Source organism: Paenibacillus sp. EKM301P (assembly GCF_011800295.1).
Lineage (GTDB): Bacteria > Bacillota > Bacilli > Paenibacillales > Paenibacillaceae > Paenibacillus > Paenibacillus polymyxa.
The window spans coordinates 1,197,509-1,218,405 of the sequence record NZ_JAALFM010000001.1 but is presented as its reverse complement, the minus strand read 5'-3'; the positions used below and the strand labels follow the sequence as shown (position 1 = coordinate 1,218,405).

Below are 20,897 nucleotides of genomic sequence, written 5' to 3'. Positions count from 1 at the left end.
AGCCATTAGCTCAGTTGGTAGAGCACCTGACTTTTAATCAGGGTGTCGAAGGTTCGAGTCCTTCATGGCTCACCATTCATGCACTTATACGTCATGAATATAATTGTATTGCGGACGTGGCTCAGCGGTAGAGCATCGCCTTGCCAAGGCGAGGGTCGCGGGTTCGATTCCCGTCGTCCGCTCCATATTTGCGCCCTTAGCTCAGCTGGATAGAGCGTTTGACTACGAATCAAAAGGCCGGGAGTTCGAATCTCTCAGGGCGCGCCATTAACTTCATAAGCCGGTGTGGCGGAATTGGCAGACGCGCGCGACTCAAAATCGTGAGGGAAACCGTGGAGGTTCGAGTCCTCTCACCGGCATCTATTTCGGGATGTAGCTCAGCTTGGTAGAGCACCTGGTTTGGGACCAGGGGGTCGCATGTTCAAATCGTGTCATCCCGATTCAAAAGAAAGTCGCTGGAAGCAGCGGCTTTTTTGTTTATGTTATTATCTTTTGTATAATTCAGTAATCTTCAGGTCACACTAACACAAAAAGTGGGACGGAAGGGATTACTGTGAAGCGATTAAGTTGGAAAAAACAGATGAAACGGTGCTGGAAACAGTGGAGAAGAGCAGTGTGGGCATGTACTATTTTTAGTGCGGCTTGTTTACTGACAGGTTTGGGCGTTCTGTTTTCGAATCATATGCAGGCTATGCTGTCGCAACCACTGGCTACTCCCGTTATGGCAGAGGTGGAAATGAAGGAGTTATCATATAGCCCGACCGAAGACCGCTCCCCACAGATGCAGCTATTGCAAAGTATTCGTGCTTCCGGTATAAGCAGGAAGACCCGTTTGTTAACTACCTACGTATGTGGCACGGAGACCACTTCCTTGGGAACGTTAAGTTCAAAGCAGCTGGAAAATTTGCTGAAGCAACATCCCGATTGGAAGGGAAGACTTAATACTAAAGGAGAAGTGTGGCTGGAGCGCAGAGTGGAAGATTTGTCGGAGTCATGCAAAGAGCGCGCATATATGGGCTTAAGCACTGATGGGCAGCTTACACTGTTTGAAGGGCTGCCAAAAAAGGAAAAAGTAATTCGTACCTTTTTTCAATTGGATATAGGGTCCATGGAGACGGCCTTGCCGGAAGGGGTATATAAACAACTTCAGCAGGGAATCCGTGTACAGGATATAAATGAGTATAACAGTGTAATCTCCACTTTTAGTGATTTTGCAGTGGAGCGAACACAGAGGGTATTAAAGCAGCATTATTGATTACACCAAGTACGGAGACGTTAGGCTTTGCCCACGAGGTGAGGTTTGTAGCGTCTCTTTTTATGTTTTCACTCATGGTTAAACTTTTTCCTCTATTAGATACAAAGTTTTGTTATAATGAAAAGAACGACACATATGTTCGCTTTATATGGGATTTGGTCATGTATATTGACGATAGTGCTGGCTGTTGGTTAGTTACGTCATGTTTGAGCGATAGGGGAGAGATTTTTTTGCGTTTTCTAGGAATTGATCCGGGTATTGCCATTGTGGGCTTCGGATTTGTAGACAAGGTTGGTAGTAAAGTGGTTCCTGTGCAGTATGGCTGCATCCAGACGGAGGCACACACCCCCGAAGAAGACAGGCTGCTTCATGTATATGAAGGCATGTTGCAATTAATTGATAAGTATAAGCCGGATGCGGTAGCATTGGAGAAGCTCTTTTTTAATCGCAACGTTACAACGGCTATGTCCGTAAGTCAGGCACGTGGAGTGCTGGTATTAGCTGCCAAACAACGTAATTTGCCTATAGGGGAATACACGCCGATGCAGGTAAAGCAGGCTATTGTAGGGTATGGCAAGGCGGAGAAGAAGCAGGTACAGGAGATGGTTAGAATGTTTCTAAAGCTCCAGGCTGTGCCCAAACCGGATGATGTAGCGGATGCTTTGGCAGTGGCTATTTGTCATGCGCATTCCTATGGACTAAATTCAAAATTAAATGAGGTATTACGAAAATGATAGATTTCTTGCGTGGTTCTGTAGCTCACTTGGAAAATGAATATGTCGTTTTGGATGTGCAGGGTGTAGGGTATCGGGTATTTTGTCCCAATCCTTACGCGTTCGCCAAAACGGAAGGACCGGTGGTTATTTACACTCATCATCATGTAAGGGAAGATGCAATTTTACTGTTTGGGTTTGCAACCCGTGAGGAGCAGCAATTATTCCGTAAACTGATCGATGTATCTGGTATTGGACCGCGTGTGGCACTTGGGATTTTGGGAGGCGGTACGCCTGCTCATGTGGTGACGGCGATTTATCAGGAGAATATCACATTTCTCACCAAATTACCGGGAATTGGTAAAAAGACGGCACAACGTATGATTCTAGATTTGAAAGACAAGCTGGACGGTATTGGGGCGTTGGGAATGGCTACCGGATTGTTTGCGGAGCCTGTTGTAGAAGAAGGTCAAGGTTCGTATTGGAGTGAGGCGCGTGAAGCGCTTAAGGCGCTCGGTTACACGGATGCTGAGCTAGATAAGGTATGGAGCAAAATGAAGAAAGATGCGAAACCTGATGATTCAGCGGATATTTTGATGAAACGGGCTTTGCAACTGTTGTTTGCCGGATAGGACGCTGATGTCCGTGGATAGGATTCTGGTAAAAAGAGGAGCGATGGAATATGGATGACCGGATTATTTCCGCCAATTTGATGATGGAAGACCAGACGGCGGAGTTAAGCCTTCGCCCCCGTTATCTAAATGAATATATCGGGCAAAATCAGGTTAAGGAAAATCTGAAAGTATATATTGAAGCAGCCAAGATGCGTAAAGAAGCATTGGATCATGTATTATTGTACGGACCGCCTGGATTGGGTAAAACCACGCTCGCTAACATTATCGCCAATGAGTTGGGGGTTAATTTACGTACGACTTCAGGCCCTGCAATTGAAAGACCGGGAGATCTAGCAGCATTGCTAACCAACCTGCAAGAGGGGGATGTTTTGTTCATTGATGAAATTCATCGCCTTCATCGTACAGTGGAAGAAGTGATGTATCCGGCGATGGAAGATTTTGCGTTGGACATTATGATTGGCAAAGGTCCGAGTGCACGTTCGGTGCGTTTGGATTTGCCTCCCTTTACTCTTATAGGTGCTACTACACGCGCTGGGTTGCTCTCTGCGCCATTACGTGACCGGTTTGGCGTTATTAGTCGGTTAGAGTTTTATACGACAGACGAGCTGGCTTACATCGTGTCTAGGAATGCGGATATTATGGAAATTGAGATTGTCGGGGACGCGGCGGAGGAAATTGCATTGCGTTCACGGGGAACACCGCGGATTGCCAACCGACTGTTAAAAAGGGTACGTGATTTTGCCCAAGTGGCCGGAGACGGTATTATTCATTCAGAGTTGGCTGCTGAGGCACTAAGGAGACTTCAAATAGATCCACTCGGGCTGGATGAAATTGATCATAAAATGCTTAAGGCTATGATTCATTCATTCCGGGGCGGACCTGTAGGATTGGACACCATTGCTGCGACCATTGGCGAAGAGAGCCAGACGATTGAGGATGTGTATGAGCCTTATTTGTTACAAATTGGTCTTTTACAAAGAACACCTCGGGGACGAACGGTGACTCCGGCGGCATATGCTCACCTTGGAATTCCAATGCCAACAGACCCACGGTGACTAGAAAACCATGGTGCACTTTTAAAAATCATTGAATGCTATTCGTAAGTATGGCGATATGAAATGGATAGACAGATAAATTGAGGTAAGAAGTGTGTAAGTCCGATTCGAGCGGGTTCAAAATTTGGTTTATTCCGCCGATGTATTTAAAGGGAAATACGCAGGTCGAGATCCGATAAATCATGTAATAAAAGTGCTAGTCAGCTAGAATTGGGGGAGCTAGAAATGAGTGGAGAAACATTGAACCGAAAAAAAACTTTCGGAGCGTGGACAGGCGGCTTCAAACGAGCAGCAGTTATTATGGTATTAGCTACAGCTTGCATACCTTGGTCTTCGGGCGTTCACGCTGCTGCCGCCCAAGAAGATATTCGTGTAGTGATCTTTGCGGATCTAGGTAGTAAATATAAAGCGACAGTCCCCGCTGTAACTTTGAAATCATCAGGAAGCCTGAGTGTCGGCCAGAACAGTGGGGGAAGCTTTCAGGCTTGGATGGGACTGCCGGACAGTACGGCTCGTTTTAGTGTAGACAGCTATCGAGTGAAGGTATTTGAAGGAAAAGAAGCGACTGCGATAAAAGCGGCTCAAGCTCTGCAAAAGACTAATGATAAACCTACTGTTTTTATCGGTTCAAAAAACGGTAGCTCTGTCTATCAAGTGTATGCAGGATTATATGCTAGTGAACAGTCGGCACAGGCTGCTGTGCAGCGGATTTCCTTAGCAACCGGAGCACAGGCCGAAGTTAAGGGAAACAAACATTGGTCGACGGGAAGCTACGGAACCGAGCAGGAGGCTAATCTTGTTCGCACGACTATTGCTGCCGCAGGCTTTGATGCTTTTACAGTAATTCAATCAAGAGGCCAGTACGCTGTATGGGTTGGAGAAGAAAGTAATGACAGCAAGCTGTCGGCCTTGAAAACAGAACTGGAGAGCAAGCAGCCCAGACTCACCCTTTCCAAAGTGAATACTACTCAAACTGGTCTGATTCTAAGACAGGAAGCAGGAGTAACGACAGGCTCACAGACGATGTCTCATTACATGCTAAGTGGCTCTAATAACAGCAAGGTAATTGTCAACGGCGGTAATAATGGAATCCAAGTGGTCGAAAGATCACAGCGTACATATCGCGGCGACATGGAGATTGGCATGACGTCAGGACAGCTGGCGCTTGTAAATGAAGTCCCTTTGGAGCAGTATTTGTATTCCGTAGTAGGAGCAGAGGTCTATTCTTCATGGCCAGATGAAGCGCTCAAGGCTCAAGCGGTAGCTGCTCGCAGTTATGCGCTTGCCCAAGGCAATCGGTTTCAGATCGGCAATGTGGTAGATGGCACCCTAAGCCAAGCTTACAACGGTAAGAGCTCAGAACATGCGAATGTCAACGAGGCTGTAGATGCAACAGCTGGTGAAGTTATTAAGAGTGGCGGCAAAGTGGTCGAAGCTGTATTCTCTTCTAATGCGGGCGGTGTGACAGCAGATGCTTCCGAGGTGTGGAATAGTGGTGGTGAAGCGTTTGCGAGCGTGGACAGCTCGGGAGATACTTCGGCACAAAAAGGAGCACAAGAGTGGTATCACGTACTTCTCTCCAGTGGCAAGACAGGCTATATTCGCGAGGATAATGCTAAGGAGCTGGAGGGAGTTACAGAAGCAGGGTTAGACAAAATCACCGTCACTGCGGAAAATACAAATGTGCGTCCTATTCCCCAAATCCAATCAACGGTTACACCCGTAGCAAAGGCGCAGCCGGGCGAAGAGATGATTGTTTTGGAAAAGGTGCCTCAATCCGGAGACTATGCATGGGTTAGAGGCCCCTTTACAGCAGCTCAAATTGCTAAGTCCTTGCAAGGAAAAATAACTGGCACGGTACCATCCTCTATTAATCACCTTGATGTCACCAAACGAGGTCCGTCAGGGCGAGTATTGGAGGTTGAAGCAGATGGCACCCCTTTAAAAGTGAAATATCCGGACATGTATCGCTCAGCGATGGGGGGACTGCCGAGCACACTGTTTGATATTGCGAGTACCGGCAGTTATACTGTATTAGGCGCTGATGGAGCTACTACTCATATAAGCGGCACACAAGGCACCCAAATTCTGTCTGCATCTGGCACCAGCACTTCAAGTGGTAACGGGGTGGTCGTCATGAATGAAGATCGCCATGCACGAGTCATCGACAAAACGCAAAGCTTTATTTTTACAGGTAAAGGGAATGGTCATGGCTTGGGCTTATCACAATGGGGGGCCAACGGTTTGGCAGAGCAGGGGTATGATTACAAGAAAATTTTGCAACACTATTACAAAAATGTGGATATAGTTAAGGACTGACCAATATATGAACGTAAACGACTACGATTTTGAACTACCTGAAACATTAATTGCACAGACGCCTTTGCTTGAGCGGACCGCTTCTAGATTACTGACGTTAAACAAAAACAACGGCGAAGTGGGACATCATACATTTTCGGATATTGTGCAGTATCTTCAGCCAGGGGATACGCTGGTTCTGAATGATACCAGAGTAATTCCTGCACGTTTGTTTGGCATCAAGCAAGACACTGGGGCTAAGGCCGAGGTTCTGCTGCTTAAACAACTGGAGGGAGACCGATGGGAAGCATTGGTGAAACCCGGCAAAAAGCTGAAAAAGGGAGCTGTTATTGTTTTCGGTGATGAGCTGAAGGCGGTTATTGAGGAAGAAGGAGATATGGGCGGAAGGGTACTTTCATTTTCATATGATGGTATTTTTCAGGAGATTCTGGATCGCTTGGGGCAGATGCCGCTTCCTCCGTATATCAAGGAACAGCTGGATGATCGTGAGCGGTATCAAACCGTTTATGCTCGGCACGAAGGTTCTGCTGCGGCACCAACGGCAGGGTTACATTTTACAGAAGAATTACTGGACCAAATTAAAGAGAAGGGCGTTACGGTTGCCTTTATCACACTTCATGTCGGTTTAGGGACGTTCAGACCGATGTCGGTGGATACGATTGAGGAACATGTTATGCATGAAGAATACTATTCATTGTCACAGGAAACGGCAGATATACTCAATGCAACCAAGGCACGCGGTGGGAGAGTCGTGGCAGTGGGAACAACCAGTTGCCGAACGCTGGAGACGGTGGGCAATAACTTCGTAGATGGTGTGCTACAGGCCAGCAGTGGCTGGACACAGATTTTTATTTATCCAGGCTATGAATTCCGTGTGGTGGATGCAATGATTACGAATTTCCATTTGCCTAAGTCCACCTTGGTTATGCTGGTCAGCGCACTAGCTGGCAGAGAGAATATTATGCATGCTTACCAGGAGGCGATTGACCAAAAATATCGGTTCTTTAGCTTCGGGGACGCTATGTTCATATATTAATTAAGGATGGTAGAGAAAATATGGCACCAGCAATAAGATACGAACATATTAAGACCTGCAAGCAATCAGGAGCACGTCTGGGGCGTGTACACACCCCCCACGGAGTTATTGAGACTCCAACCTTTATGCCTGTGGGAACTCAAGCAACTGTTAAAACGATGAGCCCTGAGGAACTGAAAGCGATGGATGCTCAAATTATTTTGAGTAATACGTACCATCTGTTTCTTCGTCCTGGTCATGATATTGTCCGTGAAGCGGGCGGACTGCACAAGTTTATGAATTGGGATCGTCCTATTTTAACAGACAGCGGCGGATTCCAAGTGTTTTCCTTAAGTGAAATGCGTAAAATTTCAGAGGAAGGTGTTCATTTTCGCTCTCATTTAAATGGAGATAAGAAGTTTCTTTCTCCGGAAGTGGCGATGGAAGTCCAAAACTCACTTGGCTCGGATATTATGATGGCCTTCGATGAATGTCCACCGTTTCCGGCTGAGTATGAATACGTGAAAAAGTCACTGGAACGTACCAGCCGTTGGGCTGAGCGTTGTTTGGAGGCACATGCGCGTCCTCATGATCAAGGTCTGTTCGCCATTGTACAAGGAGGCATGCATGAAGATCTGCGTAAGCAAAGTGCGGCAGATTTGACTTCCATGGATTTCCCGGGGTATGCTATTGGTGGACTGAGTGTAGGTGAACCTAAGCATTTGATGTATGAAGTGCTCGATTATACGGTTCCTCTGCTTCCTACCAACAAACCACGTTATCTGATGGGCGTAGGTTCGCCGGATGCTTTGATTGAAGGCTCCATTCGTGGTGTGGATATGTTCGACTGTGTACTTCCAACCCGAATTGCTCGCAATGGGACAACGATGACAAGTCAAGGACGTCTTGTCGTTCGGAATGCGAATTATGCAAGCGATTTTGGCCCGCTTGATCCGGCTTGTGATTGCTACACTTGTCGCAATTATTCACGTGCTTACTTGCGACATTTAATTAAAGCAGATGAAACCTTCGGGCTCCGACTGACAACGTATCATAACTTGCATTTCTTAATACAATTGATGCGTAATGTCAGACAAGCGATTATGGATGACAGGCTGCTTGATTTCCGCGATGAATTTTTTGAGCAGTACGGTCTTCATGATAATGATAAAGGCTTTTAAGTTTTAGGGGAGAGTATACGAAAGGGGGATTTAATGTGTTTCATTTTGCTACAGCTGCGGCTGCACCTGGTGGAGCTGGCGGACTTTTTCAAATGATCTGGCCACTGGCTCTGATGTTTGTAATCTTCTATTTCTTGCTGATTCGTCCGAATCAGAAAAAACAAAAGCAGCGTCAATCGATGCTTCAAGCTTTGAAAAAGGGAGATAAAGTAATTACAATCGGAGGTCTTCACGGTACAATTGTGGAGATTACGGACGATGTGGTTGTTTTGCGTGTGAATGATGTGACAAAGCTGACCTTTGACCGCAGTGCAATTAGTAATGCGATTGCAAAAGACACTGCAACTGAGGAAGTTGTTTCTAAATCGTAATATGCGATTGTAATGCAAAAACCGAGCCTTAGAGGAGGCTCGGTTTTTTTGTGTTGCATACATGTCGACTTACTTGCTGAAGTTAATGCCAAACATCCCGCCACCTGCTCCTATGACAAACGCGATTCCTAAGTGCATTAGGTCTTTACCGTTCATGCCTGCATCCAATGCCAAAAAACCGACTAGAAGAACGATTAGTCCATACAGAATGCCTGTAATACCGCCTTGATACCAGCCTTTGTTCGTGGATCTTTTACCGGCGACGAAGCCGCCAGATAGCATGGCGAATGCGTGGACGATGTACGTATACAATGATAAATCCTGTTCTTGCATCTGTGTCATCCACAAGAGTATTGAAAGAATCAATGCGCCAAACAGCATCCATGCAAAGGCATAAAATAAGCCGGATAAAATGGGATGGGCCAGACGAAACGAACACCAGCGGCGAATGAGCTCCATGGATAATTCCTCCTGTACCAAGGTTTGAACTATTATCATTCTATGGCCAAGCTTCCCGGGTTAGTACCAAGTCGTAAGCAGTCTTTCTCTTTATTTCAATAATTTAGCCTTTTGTTTTTTGTATGAGCCAAGTGAGGAACGGTCAGAATACGTGTACAATGAACGGCTAATGTCTTGTCGCAAGTACAGGAGAGGAGGCGAACTATTGAGTCACGATATTTTTGCTCATATTTTTCGGACGCTGCTCATGTATTTTATTGTATATCTGGTGATGCGCTTGATGGGTAAAAGGGAGATCGGAAAACTGTCTGTTTTCGATCTCGTCATATCCATTATGATTGCGGAAATTGCTGTGTTCAGCCTGGAGGATATAAAACGTCCACTTTATGAAGGGTTGATTCCTTTAGGAGTGCTGTTAATTTTGCAAATCGGGATTTCCTATTTCAGTCTGAAAAGTCGGCGTCTGCGCTTACTATTTGATGGTAGGCCCAGTGTATTGTTCTCCAATGGACAACTAAACAAGGACGAAATGGCGAAGCAGCGTTATAACTTAGATGACTTGCTGTTACAACTTCGTGAACAAAATATAGAAAGTTTGGACGAGGTTGAATATGTCATTCTGGAAACAACAGGTAAACTCACGGTGATTAGCAAGGATATTTACGATGGCGCTAAACGCGAAAAAATAAAGCAGGAACAAAGCGAGAATGATTTGATAAGCAAAGAGCACCAGGAAAATAGAGTCCACCCTTCTCCACAAATCGGTGGAAAGTTTAGATATGAGGGACTGCCGATTCCATTAATTATGGATGGCAAGGTGCTGGATCGAAATTTGGAACGGATGGATATGAACCGTTTTTGGCTTAAAAATCAGATTCAAGCGAAGGGACACAAAGATTTTAAGGATGTTTTCTTATGTTCGGTCAACCATAGAGGGGATGTATATATTACACCACCGGTCTATGGAGAATCTTCAGATTAGCTTTTTTTATGCTTTAAACCATCTTCTCAGGATTGGAATGCGTGTGAGGTTGTCCCAGTCGATCATTTTGATCAAGGTCATCAGGAAAAGGTACAGAATAATTCCCAAGCCTGCGGCAAAAATAAACTGGAGCCACATTTGATCGAAAATCGTTAAATGTCTGTAGGTATATAATACCGCTGCCGCCATAATGATCATGCCTATCCCGGTTTTCCAGAAGTCAAGTAAACGTACACGAAAGCGAAGCAGTCTGCTGACACTGAAGCCATGTAGGAGGGTAACGATAGCACTGTTAATACAGATGGCGATGACAGCTCCGTAGATACCGTACTGAGGCTGGGAAGCAAGCCATACAATCAGCCCAATTTTGATAATGGCTCCGACAAAGGTGTTCAATAAGGCGCTTCCAGGACGGTCTAACGCCTGAAGTGCTGCCTGAAGCGGGGCCTGAATGTACATAAAAAGTGCAAAGGGCGCCATGAGTTTAAGCATGCCCGCAATATCGCCATTATTGTAGAGCAGCAGACACAGCGGCTCTGCTAATACATACATAATTACGGCAAATGGCGCTCCTGCGACTAAAGCAAGACGAAGCGATTGATGCAAACGTTTGTGAATGGCGGTAATATGCCCTTTTGCTGCTGCTTCGGATAACGAAGGCACGAGTGAAACAGCCAGCGAACTGGTAAGGGCTCCAGGTAGTAATAACACAGGAATAACCATGCCTTGCATGGCTCCATATTGTGCAGTTGCCACGCCAGTTGCAATGCCTGCTACGGCGAGGCTACGCATGCATAAGATAGATTCGAGCAAATAAGATAAGGAACCGACAAGCCTTCCAGCAGTAACGGGAACGGAAATCGACATAAGACGTGACAAAACGGATGATTGCTCGGTATGAACTTCTGAAGGTAAAGGCGCCTTCGGTTGAAGAATGTGATCTTTTCGCTGGTTCCAGGCGTATTGCCACAGCAGCACAACCATGCCAATGAATTCACCCGCCAAAGCACCAAGCATGGCACCCGCAGCAGCGTAGGCTACCCCATGGGGAAGTAACAAGTAAGCAAACCAAATGACGCAAAAAATGCGCATGACGGTTTCCGCAATGGAGGAGCTTGCGGAAGGGATCATATTTTGTTTTCCTTGAAAATAGCCCCTATAAGCTGAGGAAACAGCAACAATGACAATCATTGGGCTCATACTCACGAATGTATAATACACACGGCTGTCGGTCAGGAGATGGCTTGTGATCCAAGGTGCAAACACAAGACAGATTGCCATGGCGATCAGGCTGAGTGTAATGGTGAAGCGCAAGCTAGTGTGCAAAATACGCCGCGACATTTCGGGTTGCCCCGCCGTCTCAGCTTCAGCTACAAGCTTGGCTACCGCAAGAGGGATGCCGCCGGTAATAAGAGTCACTAGTACAATAAAAAAGGGATACCCCTGCTGGTACAAGCCGACTCCTTCGGGGCCGATGATACGCGGGAGTGCGATTCGGGGAATAAAACCCAGTAGCCGATTGATGATTCCCGCTGCCAATAAAATAATTGCTCCATGAATGAATGTCTGCTTTTTCAATCGCAACTCCCTCTTCCCCAAAATGAAATTCTGCGTCTATGTGTTTCTTTAGAAGATATGCTGAACCTGTCCATGTTCATGACAAGCTTTTCAGCTTAGAAACAAGGTGATCCAGACTACAAGAGGGAGAGTGGTGAATTCTGCTATTGACGAGCGAAATGAATGCATATATTGTTGATTTACGGCTATTTTTCGATGAAAAGAAGGGTTTTCCAAGATCAGGACAGAAATGTTCTATAAAGCAGTCAATAACCCCGCTAATTGCTGATCTGCGGAACCGATAGTCGCTGGGAGGAGGAACGGCCATCGTGGGTATGGAAGAGCTGGATGAGCAGGATTGGGATGACGCAATTGAGATACTCTGTCAAAGTAAGGCAGACGAGCTGATCCTTGTAGGTTATGAACATGTCACCAGTAAGGACGTGTGGAATTGCGTCAGCCATAAATATGAAAAGGAGGGTATTCCTCCGCTGCACAAGCTCGTTAACGATATACTTTCCCTTAAAGCGACGAGCTTTATGAACTATTTGACGATGTCCGCATTACGGGGCTCCACTTTCGAATAGAAGGGGGTCTTTTTTTGCGTTCAAATTGACTGCTTTTTGAGGGGTAGCTATAATAGGAATATTGAGAATGAAAGGGGAACATGGGACGGAATGAAAAGAATTCTAAGTTTCATCGTGGTCGTGCTCATAACTACTGGTGTTATGGTCGGGACAAGCCCGGGCCTACTAAAAAGTTTAAAACTAGGCCTCGATTTAAAGGGAGGCTTTGAAATTTTATATGAAGCCCAGCCTTTGGAAGCCGGGCAGCGTGTAACCAGCCAGTCTCTGATACAAACAGCACAAAGCTTGGAGAGACGTATTAATGCGCTTGGTACGACTGAGCCGGAAGTAACAACTGAGGGGAGCAATCGTATTCGCGTGCGGCTTGCTGGTGTCTCTAATGAGGCGGAAGTCCGCTCCATGCTAAAAAAACCCGCAGAGTTAACATTCCGTAGTGCAACGGCAGCAGATGCTAAAAAGCCGGGTCAATACAGCAAAATTGAGCTCCGCGGTAATGATTTTGTGGAGAATGGTGCTGTGGTAGGCTATGATCAGCTGAACAAGCCTGAGATTAGTATCAAAGTAAAAGACAAAGCTAAATTTGCAGAAATCACAAAGCGACTTATGAATAAAGAGTTGGCTATTTTCCTGGATGATGAATTACTGTCTGCACCTACAGTCCGTAGTGAATTGACGGATGGCAGTGCTTCGATTACAGGTAGCTACACACGTGATGAGGCGAACAAGCTAGCAGATACGATCAACCTGGGTGCTCTTCCGCTTAAACTGACGGAAAAATATTCTCAGAGTGTAGGGGCTACACTGGGTCAGCTGTCACTGGATCAGACGATCCGTGCTGGTTTGATCGGCTCGGTCATCATTCTGATCTTTATGATTGCAATGTTCCGTGTACCGGGACTGATAGCTAGCTTCTGTCTCATCGTTCATACCTGGCTGGTGCTTGCGATTTTTTATTTGGGCGGTTTCGTGCTCACACTTCCGGGTATCGCAGCCTTCGTGCTCGGGATCGGGATGGCGGTGGATGCCAATATCATTACGTATGAACGGATTAAAGAAGAAATCAAGTCAGGCAAAACGATTCGTTCTTCTGTCATTGCAGGCAGTAAGGCATCGTTCCGTACTGTTATGGATGCCAATATTACGACAATTATAGCGGCAGCCGTCATGTTTGGTCTGGGTACAGGCTCCGTTCGAGGATTCGCTCTCGTGCTCATCGTTGATATTGTCGTGAGTATTTTGACAAATATCTTCTTCTCGCGCTTCTTGCTCAATCTGCTGGTTAAAGCAGATGCTGTGAAGAAGGCCAAGTATTTTGGTGTGAAGGAGAGTGATATCAGTGCGCTTTAATTGGGACTATAAATATGTCAAGATGAGCAAGTGGTTTTACACGTTCTCGATTATTATCACATTGCTTGGTATTTTGAGCTTATCGATATTTGGTTTGAATTACGGGGTTGATTTCCGTTCCGGTTCCAACGTGGATGTTAATTTGACTAAGACAGTTACACAAGAACAGATTCAAGCTTTGCTGAACAAGAACGGGATCGGCAAAGAGGTGGATTATACACCAGGTAAAGAGCGTTTCGGCATTCGTTTTTCACAGGTATTGACGGATCAGCAAGTGAATGAATTCAAAACCTCTTTTAACAAAGAGCTTGATCCGAAAGCATCATTTGAGGTCAATACGGTGGATACGGAAATGGCGCAAGAGCTGGAGCGAAATGCAATCTGGGCGATTTTGCTGGCCTCTGTGGCTATTGCTATCTACATTTCGATCCGGTTTGAATGGCGTTTTGCGGTTGCTGCGATTGTTTCGCTGCTGCATGATGCGTTTCTCGTCATTAGTATATTCTCGATTTTCCGGCTTGAGGTGGATTTGACCTTTATTACGGCTATTCTGACGATTGTCGGTTTCTCCATTAATGACACCGTCGTTATTTTTGACCGTATTCGGGAAAATCTGCGATTTGCAAAGAAAAAGTCCAGAACCGACTTGGAGCAAGTCGTCGATCACAGTATTGCACAGACAATGACACGTTCACTCGCAACTGTGTTTACAGTGTTTATTGCCTCCGTCTGCCTATTCATTTTTGGCGGCGAGTCCATTCGGATGTTCTCGCTTGCGATGGTTATCGGTTTGCTGTTCGGTGCTTACTCTTCCATCTTCATTGCCAGCCCACTGTGGGTAGCTTTGAAGGGAAAACAAAAGACGCCAACAACTGGTGGAGCAGCCAAAACTGCAAAGTCTTAAGTTACGCAAATACCAGTAGTATAAATTAAAGAGAAAGCCGCGTCTGCTTGGGCGCGGTTTTCTAAGGTTTTAAGAATTCGGTTATATTGGATTGGAGCTTTATCGGGAAATGGTTAGTTCAGGATTGAGGGGGAAACGTTGTGAATAGCGAACGCAGCCGATCATTAGAAACTGCGGCGTTGAGCGGAATTGTAGGTAATCTCGCGCTGGCTGTTCTAAAGGGAACCGTCGGTTATGCAGCAAACAGCAAGGCGTTGATGGGGGATGCACTGCACACGGCTGCGGATAGTGCTTCCCGTTTGCAGGAGATGCTGTTTTCCAAGGGTGGTGCAGATCACGGAATGCTGGCGCGGTTGCGGAACGGTGAAAAAGTTCGGACGGTTATATCTGTGGTGCTGGCTATTTTAGTGCTGATGAGCGGACTTCAACTAGCTATTTCTGCTATTCGTTCATTAAGCAGTTCGGAACCGCAAGCTCCCGGTTTGTACGCATTAATTACCGTGTTTATTGCTTTGGTGTTGAGAGAAGCGTTGTTTCAGTTTCAATATCGCTACTCGATTAAACACGGCCATAAAGCGGAAGCGGTTCGGTACGCTAACCATGAACGGTACTCGCTATATGCATCGCTGATTGCATTGATCGGCATGATCGGTGCAATGACTGGCGAGGCAATGGAATGGCCTGCATTATTATATCTTGATCCAACTGCAGCTTTGCTGGTAGCCTGTCTGGTGCTGCGTAAAGGATATCTAATGGTAATGAATACCGCTTACCAGGTGCCTGCACAGCCCTTGCAGGAGGAAGACTCCCAGCGCTTTATGGAGACGATTCAACGGGTATATGGTATTGTAACGGTTGAACACTTACATGCTCAGGAAACGGGTCATTTCATAACAGTGGATGTGACGATAAGTGTTAACCCGCGGATTACGGTGCAGGAGGCGCAGGAAATTGCTGATCGAGCCAAAAATTTACTGTTAGCCCGTTTTCCACAGGTATCTCATGTACAAATGCAGTTCATTTCTTACCAAGCCGGGTATCCTTATAAATCCAACTATGAACTGCCAGATAATGATGCGTCGTCCTTGCTTCAATAAGGCAGGCCGACTATGAAAGAAAGGTGAATAGGATTGCTTCATTCGCAGTACAGATGGAAGACCCCGGAGGTTAACCTGGAAGCGGCTCAACCGTTAACAGAAGAACTGGGGATTTCACCATTGTTGTCCCGGCTTTTAGTGAACCGGGGCGTCACTACGGCCGGGGAAGCAAACCGCTTTTTGTACGGAAGTGTGGACGATGTACACGACCCATTTCTGCTTCTTGGCATGAAAGAGGCCGTGCCGAGAATTCGCCAGGCTCTGGAGCGCGGCGAGCATATATTAATCTATGGCGATTATGATGCGGACGGTGTATCCAGTACATCATTGATGATTCAGCTTATGCGTTTTCTGAAGGCATCTTATGATATTTACATTCCCCATCGTTCTAATGAGGGATATGGTCTGCATAACCATGCTCTGGATTGGGCACATCAGCAGGGAGTGACGCTGGTCATTACAGTGGATACGGGAATTAGTGCAGTAGAGCAAATTGCTTATGCGACTTCCTTAGGAATCGATGTGATTGTGACTGACCATCATGAGCCGCCTGCTGTGCTTCCCGAGGCTTATACTTTGATCAATCCGAAGCTACCGGATTGTCCCTACCCGTTTAAAGGCCTTGCAGGCGTTGGTGTTGCCCTGAAGCTGGCTCAGGCGCTGTTGAGTGAAGTACCCGAGGAATGGTTTGAAATCGCCGCTATTGGTACGGTAGCTGATTTGATGCCACTACATGGTGAGAATCGGACGATAGTACGTAGAGGGATTCAATCTATGAGAAACACTGCATTCCCAGGGATTCGGGCGTTGCTTCATGTAGCGGGTGTGGAGATATCCACAGTGACTTCGGTCAACATCGCATTTGCATTGGCACCGCGGATTAATGCGAGCGGGCGTCTGGATCATGCGGGACGAGCAGTTTCCCTGCTGACGACAGAAAAAGAGGAGGAAGCAGACCAGCTTGCGCATGCGCTGGATCTGCTCAATCGTGAGCGTCAACAAGTGGTCGAACACATTGTGGAGCAAGCCGAGCAGCAATTAGCGTCCAAACTAAATGGAGGCAAGCTTCCATCTGTGATTGTTTTGGCTGGTGAGGGTTGGAATGTTGGTGTCGTCGGAATTGTGGCATCCAAGCTATTGGATCGGTATTATCGTCCGACCATTATTCTAGGCATAGATGCGGAGACAGGCATGTGCAAAGGCTCTGCTCGTTCTATTCCTGCATTGGATATATACAGTGCTCTTACAGATTGCCATGAGCTCATGGAGCATTTTGGTGGACATCCTTCGGCAGCGGGGATGACGCTGTCCCGTGACAATCTGGAATTATTCGAAGAACGGCTTAACTGCTATGCAGGTTCCATTTTGACACCGGAGGATTTTATCCCTATAGCTGAGGCTGATATGGTCTGTCGTCTGGATGAGGTGTCTTTACAAGTGGTTGAAGAACTGGAATTACTTCAGCCTTTTGGGATGGGAAATCCTTCTCCACGATTCATATTACAGGGGCTTCAATTGCGCGAGGCTCGTAAAATGGGACGTGAGAAAAACCATGTGAAGCTATTGCTGGAGCAGAACGGTTTATCGTTGGATGCGATTGCCTTCCGACGTGGCGATTTGGCTGATTTTTTACAGCAGCAAACGGACATAGATCTGTTGGGCGAGTTATCAATTAACGAGTGGAACGGTAAACGTTCACTTCAGCTGATGATGCAGGATATTCGTGTGCAGGCTCCGCAAATTTTTGATTATCGTGGAGTATCGGACCCACTTGCCGAACTGGAGCGAGGGCTGAGGATCTTCCATCCAAGCTTAGAGGAAAGAAAGAATGATGTTGCGGTGTTGATCCATCCGTCATCCCGACTTCGTCCATCGAGTTCCGTGGGCGCTGGATCCTTATGGTTATACGATAAAGATGGCAGCGTTACTCCTAGTGATGGTCAAAAAGATACACAGCACTCTGTGAAGTCGCTGTTCGTACTGGAGCCGCCAGATACACCCGAGCAGTTTCATGCATTATGGTCTACCTTTGAGAATGTAGAGAACGTATTTCTTCTTCATTCGATCAGTGAGCGTGGCGGCCGGCTCGTGAGCCCCGATAGGGAGCTGTTTAAGCGTATTTACATTGTGCTTTCTCGAATGGGAACACAGCTAATTGATGAAAAAGCAATGCTACCTGCTCTTAGCAGGCAGTGCTCGTGTTCAGTGCGCATGTTATCCAAGGTATTGGACATCTTCGAGGATCTTGAATTTTTGACTCGTACAGATGGTCAATTTCGTTTTGTATCCAATCCGCCCAAGCGGGATTTGACTGCTTCTCCGCGCTATCAGGAATTGTATAATATGGCTGAGATGGAGCGGTATTTACTGGATGCGGACACCACCCAGATGACGAGCTGGATCATGTCGCTTATGAAAGGTGCGTCTTGAGATATTACCTTGCAGTTTTGTAAAATGTATATACTAATTAGAAGTTTACAGTAGGAGGAACTAAGTTGGACTACAAAGAATATATTCGGGTAATTTCCGATTTTCCACAACCAGGGATTAGTTTTAAGGACATTACGACCCTAATGAAAAATGGTGAACTGTATCGCAAGGCGATCAACGATATGAAGGAACTGGTATCTGATTTAAAAATTGATTTGATTGCAGGTCCGGAAGCACGTGGATTCGTTGTTGGTGCACCTCTGGCTTATGCGCTTGGTGTTGGTTTTATTCCCATCCGTAAAAGTGGCAAGCTGCCTGGAGAAACCATTGAGGAAGCATACGGTTTGGAATATGGTAAGGATACTCTGGCTATGCATAAGGATGCGATTGAGCCGGGGCAAAATGTTCTGATTGCTGATGATCTGCTTGCTACAGGTGGAACCATCGCTACGTCCGTTAACTTGGTACGCCAACTTGGGGGCAATGTGGCAGGGGCTGCTTTCCTTATCGAGCTGTCTGATCTCAACGGACGGGCAAAGCTGCCTGATGTAGACGTATTCACCCTAATTAAGTATTAAGTATCAAGTATTTCGAAACTGGGGTTTCCCGGGAAATATTTATACATGGATTGCCTAAATAGTCCGATGAAACATCTCTTTATCTAAAGAGTTGCTCCATCGGACTATTTTTTGATTGTAATTAAATTGAATTATCTTATTGTAACAAATTACCACGGGGTTTATTGGAAAATAGTTATAAAAAAATAAAATAAATGTCGATAAAAGTGTAAAAAGAAACAGAGGTGGATATACATTGGGTATATTTCAATTTAAGAGTTTACAAGCACGGACACTTTCTACCTTGGTTCCGTTAGTACTTATAACGCTGATTTTAATCAGTTTTTTGTCTTATTTTTTTGCCAAACAGAAGCTGGATACGGAAATAAGCCAAAATGCTGCTCATTCCTTGTCGAGGGCTCAAGCAGATATTGCAGCTAACGTAGATCGTCATGCTTTACTTGTTTCGATGCTGACTAAGAGTGCGGAACAACTGGGAACAGAAATGAACATTGAGAGCTATGGACGACTCTTTGAACAAGAGCTGACATTAAATGATATGACTTACGGGTTAGGGATTTATTTTGCTAAAGATGCGTATGAACCAGGAGTGACATACCGTTCAATATATGTGCATAGAGATGGCGAGCTAGTCAAGCAATCGACTGAATATGACGATCCGCAATATGACTATTTAACGCAGCCTTGGTATACAGAAGCCGTGGAACGTGGTAAAGACATAAATTTCACAGAGCCTTTTTACGATAGCAAGCTGAACATCAATATGATTACGGCAGGGAAAGCATTTTACGACAGGGAGGGGAAACTATTAGGTGTCATTACAGGCGACCTAAACATGACGAGTATCCAGACGTATATTGAAAAAATGAAGTTTGGTACTCAAGGTAGTGCGACCTTAGTGGATAAGAATGGAGCCATTCTGTCATCCGGTCTTCAGTCCTTAAAAGCAGGCGAGCCGTTAAAAAACACGATGAATGCGGAAGCAGCACAATCTATTCAAAGTGGTATGTCTGGACAACTATCCGTACCCATTGATAATGAGGATTACCGGATAATGTACGAAACACTCCCACAAACCGGATGGAAAATCGGTGTATTACTGCCAGAATCGGATTTGAATCGCTCTGCGAATGAAATGCTTAAACTTCTGCTGATTGTTAGTGTTATAGGTATTTTACTAATTATAGGAGCGGTATTGATTAACAATTCAGGCATGATCAAAGAGATTAAAAAAATTAGGCAGATGACCAATCGTATGGCACTTGGTGATTATACCGTTGAATTACCACATCATCGTAAAGATGAATTTGGCCAAATGGCTGATGGGATCAATAAGGTGATTGTTGCAACCAGAGGAATGGCATCACGCTTGAGCGAAGAGTCAGGTGTAATCTCAGGTGTATCTTTAAAAATATCTCAGGAGATTTCCGGAGCGACTAAAGATGCGCACCATAATGCAGGAGAACTGGCGCAGGTAAAGGAAGGGGCAGAGCTTCAGTTGACCGCAGCAGCAGAAAGTGCGACTGCAATGGAAGAAATGGCTGTTGGCATACAGCGTATTGCTGAATCTATACAGCATGTATCCGAGGCTACCACTGAGATTGAACATAAAGCACAACAAGGAAATGAACGGTTGAACGTGGTCAGCCAAGGAATGCATAAAGCGAAAATGTCTATGGATGAGGCAGGCAGGGTAGTAAGCTCGTTAAATGAGCGGTCCGCTCAAATTGGCAGCATTATTGGAATGATTCAGGATATTAGTGGGCAAACCAAGCTGCTGTCGCTGAATGCTTCCATTGAAGCCGCACGTGCTGGGGAGTATGGACGAGGGTTTGCTGTAGTGGCTTCAGAAATCGGAAAGCTGGCCGTAAATGTAAGCGAGTCTGCGGAGCAAATTACAAGTCGAATCCGATCCATGCAGGAAGAAACCAAATTCGCTTTGGAAGGAATGCAGCAGGGGGCTCTGGAGATGGATGAAGGCGTATCTATTTTACGTGAGGTGGAAGAACGTTTTATGGCGATGAATCAAGATATTCAGCAGGTGGCGATAGAAGTGCAGGAGGTCTCATCTGCCTCTGAAGAAATGTCGGCAGGCTCAGAGGAAGTTGCAGCCTCGATTGGTTATCTTGCAGACATTGCGAAAGCTTCAGCTGAACGTACAGGCCAAGTCTCGGAACGATCCGAACGGCAGCTAAAGGACCTGAAAGGTCTGGATAGCTCTGCCAAGTCGCTTACAGGTGTTTCCGATACGCTTAATCAGGTCGTATCCCGTTTTCGTGTGTGATATCTTATTTTAAAAATAAATAAAAAAGCCGTGCATAAAAAGACGCCGTTCCATGTAAGAAGGATACTTACACGCTTGTCTATACAGCCTGAGCGTGTTCATCCATAACTAACATGGAGCGGCGTTTT

At 45.8% G+C, this 20,897-nt stretch carries 18 protein-coding genes and 4 tRNA genes; 20 read left to right on the top strand and 2 right to left on the bottom strand.

Annotated elements, in window-relative coordinates:
* The first annotated feature begins 110 nt into the window (after window positions 1-110).
* The 12 genes from HFD99_RS05405 to yajC all read left to right on the top strand — a co-directional run bounded on the left by HFD99_RS05405 (window position 111) and on the right by yajC (window position 8,544).
* Window positions 111-185 (top strand) — tRNA-Gly (locus tag HFD99_RS05405).
* Between the two features lie 5 nt (window positions 186-190).
* Window positions 191-267, top strand: a tRNA-Arg gene (locus HFD99_RS05400).
* A gap of 12 nt (window positions 268-279) precedes the next feature.
* A tRNA-Leu gene (locus tag HFD99_RS05395) sits at window positions 280-359 on the top strand.
* Between the two features lie 7 nt (window positions 360-366).
* A tRNA-Pro gene (locus HFD99_RS05390) sits at window positions 367-440 on the top strand.
* Between the two features lie 113 nt (window positions 441-553).
* Window positions 554-1,255 carry a BofC C-terminal domain-containing protein gene (locus HFD99_RS05385; RefSeq protein ID WP_031462079.1) on the top strand — a complete coding sequence of 234 codons (702 nt, stop codon included), beginning with the start codon at window positions 554-556 and terminating at the stop codon, window positions 1,253-1,255.
* A gap of 230 nt (window positions 1,256-1,485) precedes the next feature.
* The gene (ruvC, locus tag HFD99_RS05380) at window positions 1,486-1,989 is read left to right on the top strand and encodes a crossover junction endodeoxyribonuclease RuvC (RefSeq protein WP_016819144.1); all 504 of its coding nucleotides are present in this window, start codon (window positions 1,486-1,488) and stop codon (window positions 1,987-1,989) included.
* A complete protein-coding gene (gene ruvA, locus HFD99_RS05375; RefSeq protein ID WP_031462078.1) occupies window positions 1,986-2,600 on the top strand; it encodes a Holliday junction branch migration protein RuvA in 615 nt (204 codons plus the stop codon). The genes ruvC and ruvA overlap by 4 nt, the downstream gene beginning before the upstream one ends.
* Window positions 2,601-2,650: 50 nt before the next feature.
* A complete protein-coding gene (gene ruvB, locus HFD99_RS05370; RefSeq protein WP_016819142.1) occupies window positions 2,651-3,658 on the top strand; it encodes a Holliday junction branch migration DNA helicase RuvB in 1,008 nt (335 codons plus the stop codon).
* Window positions 3,659-3,883: 225 nt separating this feature from the next.
* On the top strand, window positions 3,884-5,977 hold the full coding sequence (locus tag HFD99_RS05365) for a SpoIID/LytB domain-containing protein (protein ID WP_123797537.1): 2,094 nt from the start codon (window positions 3,884-3,886) through the stop codon (window positions 5,975-5,977).
* A gap of 7 nt (window positions 5,978-5,984) precedes the next feature.
* Window positions 5,985-7,013, top strand: a complete 1,029-nt coding sequence (gene queA, locus HFD99_RS05360; protein WP_102999040.1) for a tRNA preQ1(34) S-adenosylmethionine ribosyltransferase-isomerase QueA — start codon at window positions 5,985-5,987, stop codon at window positions 7,011-7,013.
* 20 nt (window positions 7,014-7,033) lie between these two features.
* Entirely contained in the window at window positions 7,034-8,173 is a 1,140-nt protein-coding gene (gene tgt, locus HFD99_RS05355) for a tRNA guanosine(34) transglycosylase Tgt (RefSeq protein WP_019688330.1), read from the top strand.
* A gap of 35 nt (window positions 8,174-8,208) precedes the next feature.
* Window positions 8,209-8,544, top strand: coding sequence for a preprotein translocase subunit YajC (gene yajC, locus HFD99_RS05350; protein ID WP_016819138.1), 336 nt, complete (start codon window positions 8,209-8,211; stop codon window positions 8,542-8,544).
* A 69-nt stretch (window positions 8,545-8,613) separates the two neighbouring features.
* On the opposite strand, the gene HFD99_RS05345 is transcribed toward yajC, so the two are convergent.
* The gene (locus HFD99_RS05345; protein ID WP_016819137.1) at window positions 8,614-9,003 is read right to left on the bottom strand and encodes a TIGR04086 family membrane protein; all 390 of its coding nucleotides are present in this window, start codon (window positions 9,001-9,003) and stop codon (window positions 8,614-8,616) included.
* Window positions 9,004-9,208: 205 nt separating this feature from the next.
* Between HFD99_RS05345 and HFD99_RS05340 the strand changes: the two genes are divergently transcribed.
* The gene (locus tag HFD99_RS05340; protein ID WP_016819136.1) at window positions 9,209-9,985 is read left to right on the top strand and encodes a YetF domain-containing protein; all 777 of its coding nucleotides are present in this window, start codon (window positions 9,209-9,211) and stop codon (window positions 9,983-9,985) included.
* A gap of 6 nt (window positions 9,986-9,991) precedes the next feature.
* On the opposite strand, the gene spoVB is transcribed toward HFD99_RS05340, so the two are convergent.
* Complete coding sequence (gene spoVB / locus HFD99_RS05335) at window positions 9,992-11,563, bottom strand: stage V sporulation protein B (RefSeq protein ID WP_016819135.1); 1,572 nt, start codon at window positions 11,561-11,563, stop codon at window positions 9,992-9,994.
* Between the two features lie 308 nt (window positions 11,564-11,871).
* On the opposite strand from spoVB, the gene HFD99_RS05330 reads away from it, so the two are divergent.
* From HFD99_RS05330 to HFD99_RS05300, 7 genes are all read left to right on the top strand, one after another.
* Entirely contained in the window at window positions 11,872-12,129 is a 258-nt protein-coding gene (locus HFD99_RS05330) for a post-transcriptional regulator (RefSeq protein WP_013372642.1), read from the top strand.
* Window positions 12,130-12,219: 90 nt separating this feature from the next.
* Window positions 12,220-13,476, top strand: a complete 1,257-nt coding sequence (gene secD, locus HFD99_RS05325; RefSeq protein ID WP_016819134.1) for a protein translocase subunit SecD — start codon at window positions 12,220-12,222, stop codon at window positions 13,474-13,476.
* Window positions 13,466-14,380 carry a protein translocase subunit SecF gene (gene secF, locus HFD99_RS05320; protein WP_016819133.1) on the top strand — a complete coding sequence of 305 codons (915 nt, stop codon included), beginning with the start codon at window positions 13,466-13,468 and terminating at the stop codon, window positions 14,378-14,380. Before secD ends, secF begins: the two co-directional genes overlap by 11 nt.
* A 140-nt stretch (window positions 14,381-14,520) precedes the next feature.
* Complete coding sequence (locus HFD99_RS05315) at window positions 14,521-15,477, top strand: cation diffusion facilitator family transporter (RefSeq protein ID WP_167440821.1); 957 nt, start codon at window positions 14,521-14,523, stop codon at window positions 15,475-15,477.
* Window positions 15,478-15,510: 33 nt separating this feature from the next.
* Window positions 15,511-17,907, top strand: coding sequence for a single-stranded-DNA-specific exonuclease RecJ (gene recJ, locus HFD99_RS05310; RefSeq protein ID WP_167440820.1), 2,397 nt, complete (start codon window positions 15,511-15,513; stop codon window positions 17,905-17,907).
* Window positions 17,908-17,972: 65 nt separating this feature from the next.
* Entirely contained in the window at window positions 17,973-18,485 is a 513-nt protein-coding gene (locus tag HFD99_RS05305; protein WP_013372637.1) for an adenine phosphoribosyltransferase, read from the top strand.
* Between the two features lie 235 nt (window positions 18,486-18,720).
* On the top strand, window positions 18,721-20,769 hold the full coding sequence (locus tag HFD99_RS05300; protein WP_167440819.1) for a methyl-accepting chemotaxis protein: 2,049 nt from the start codon (window positions 18,721-18,723) through the stop codon (window positions 20,767-20,769).
* Window positions 20,770-20,897 lie beyond the last annotated feature (128 nt).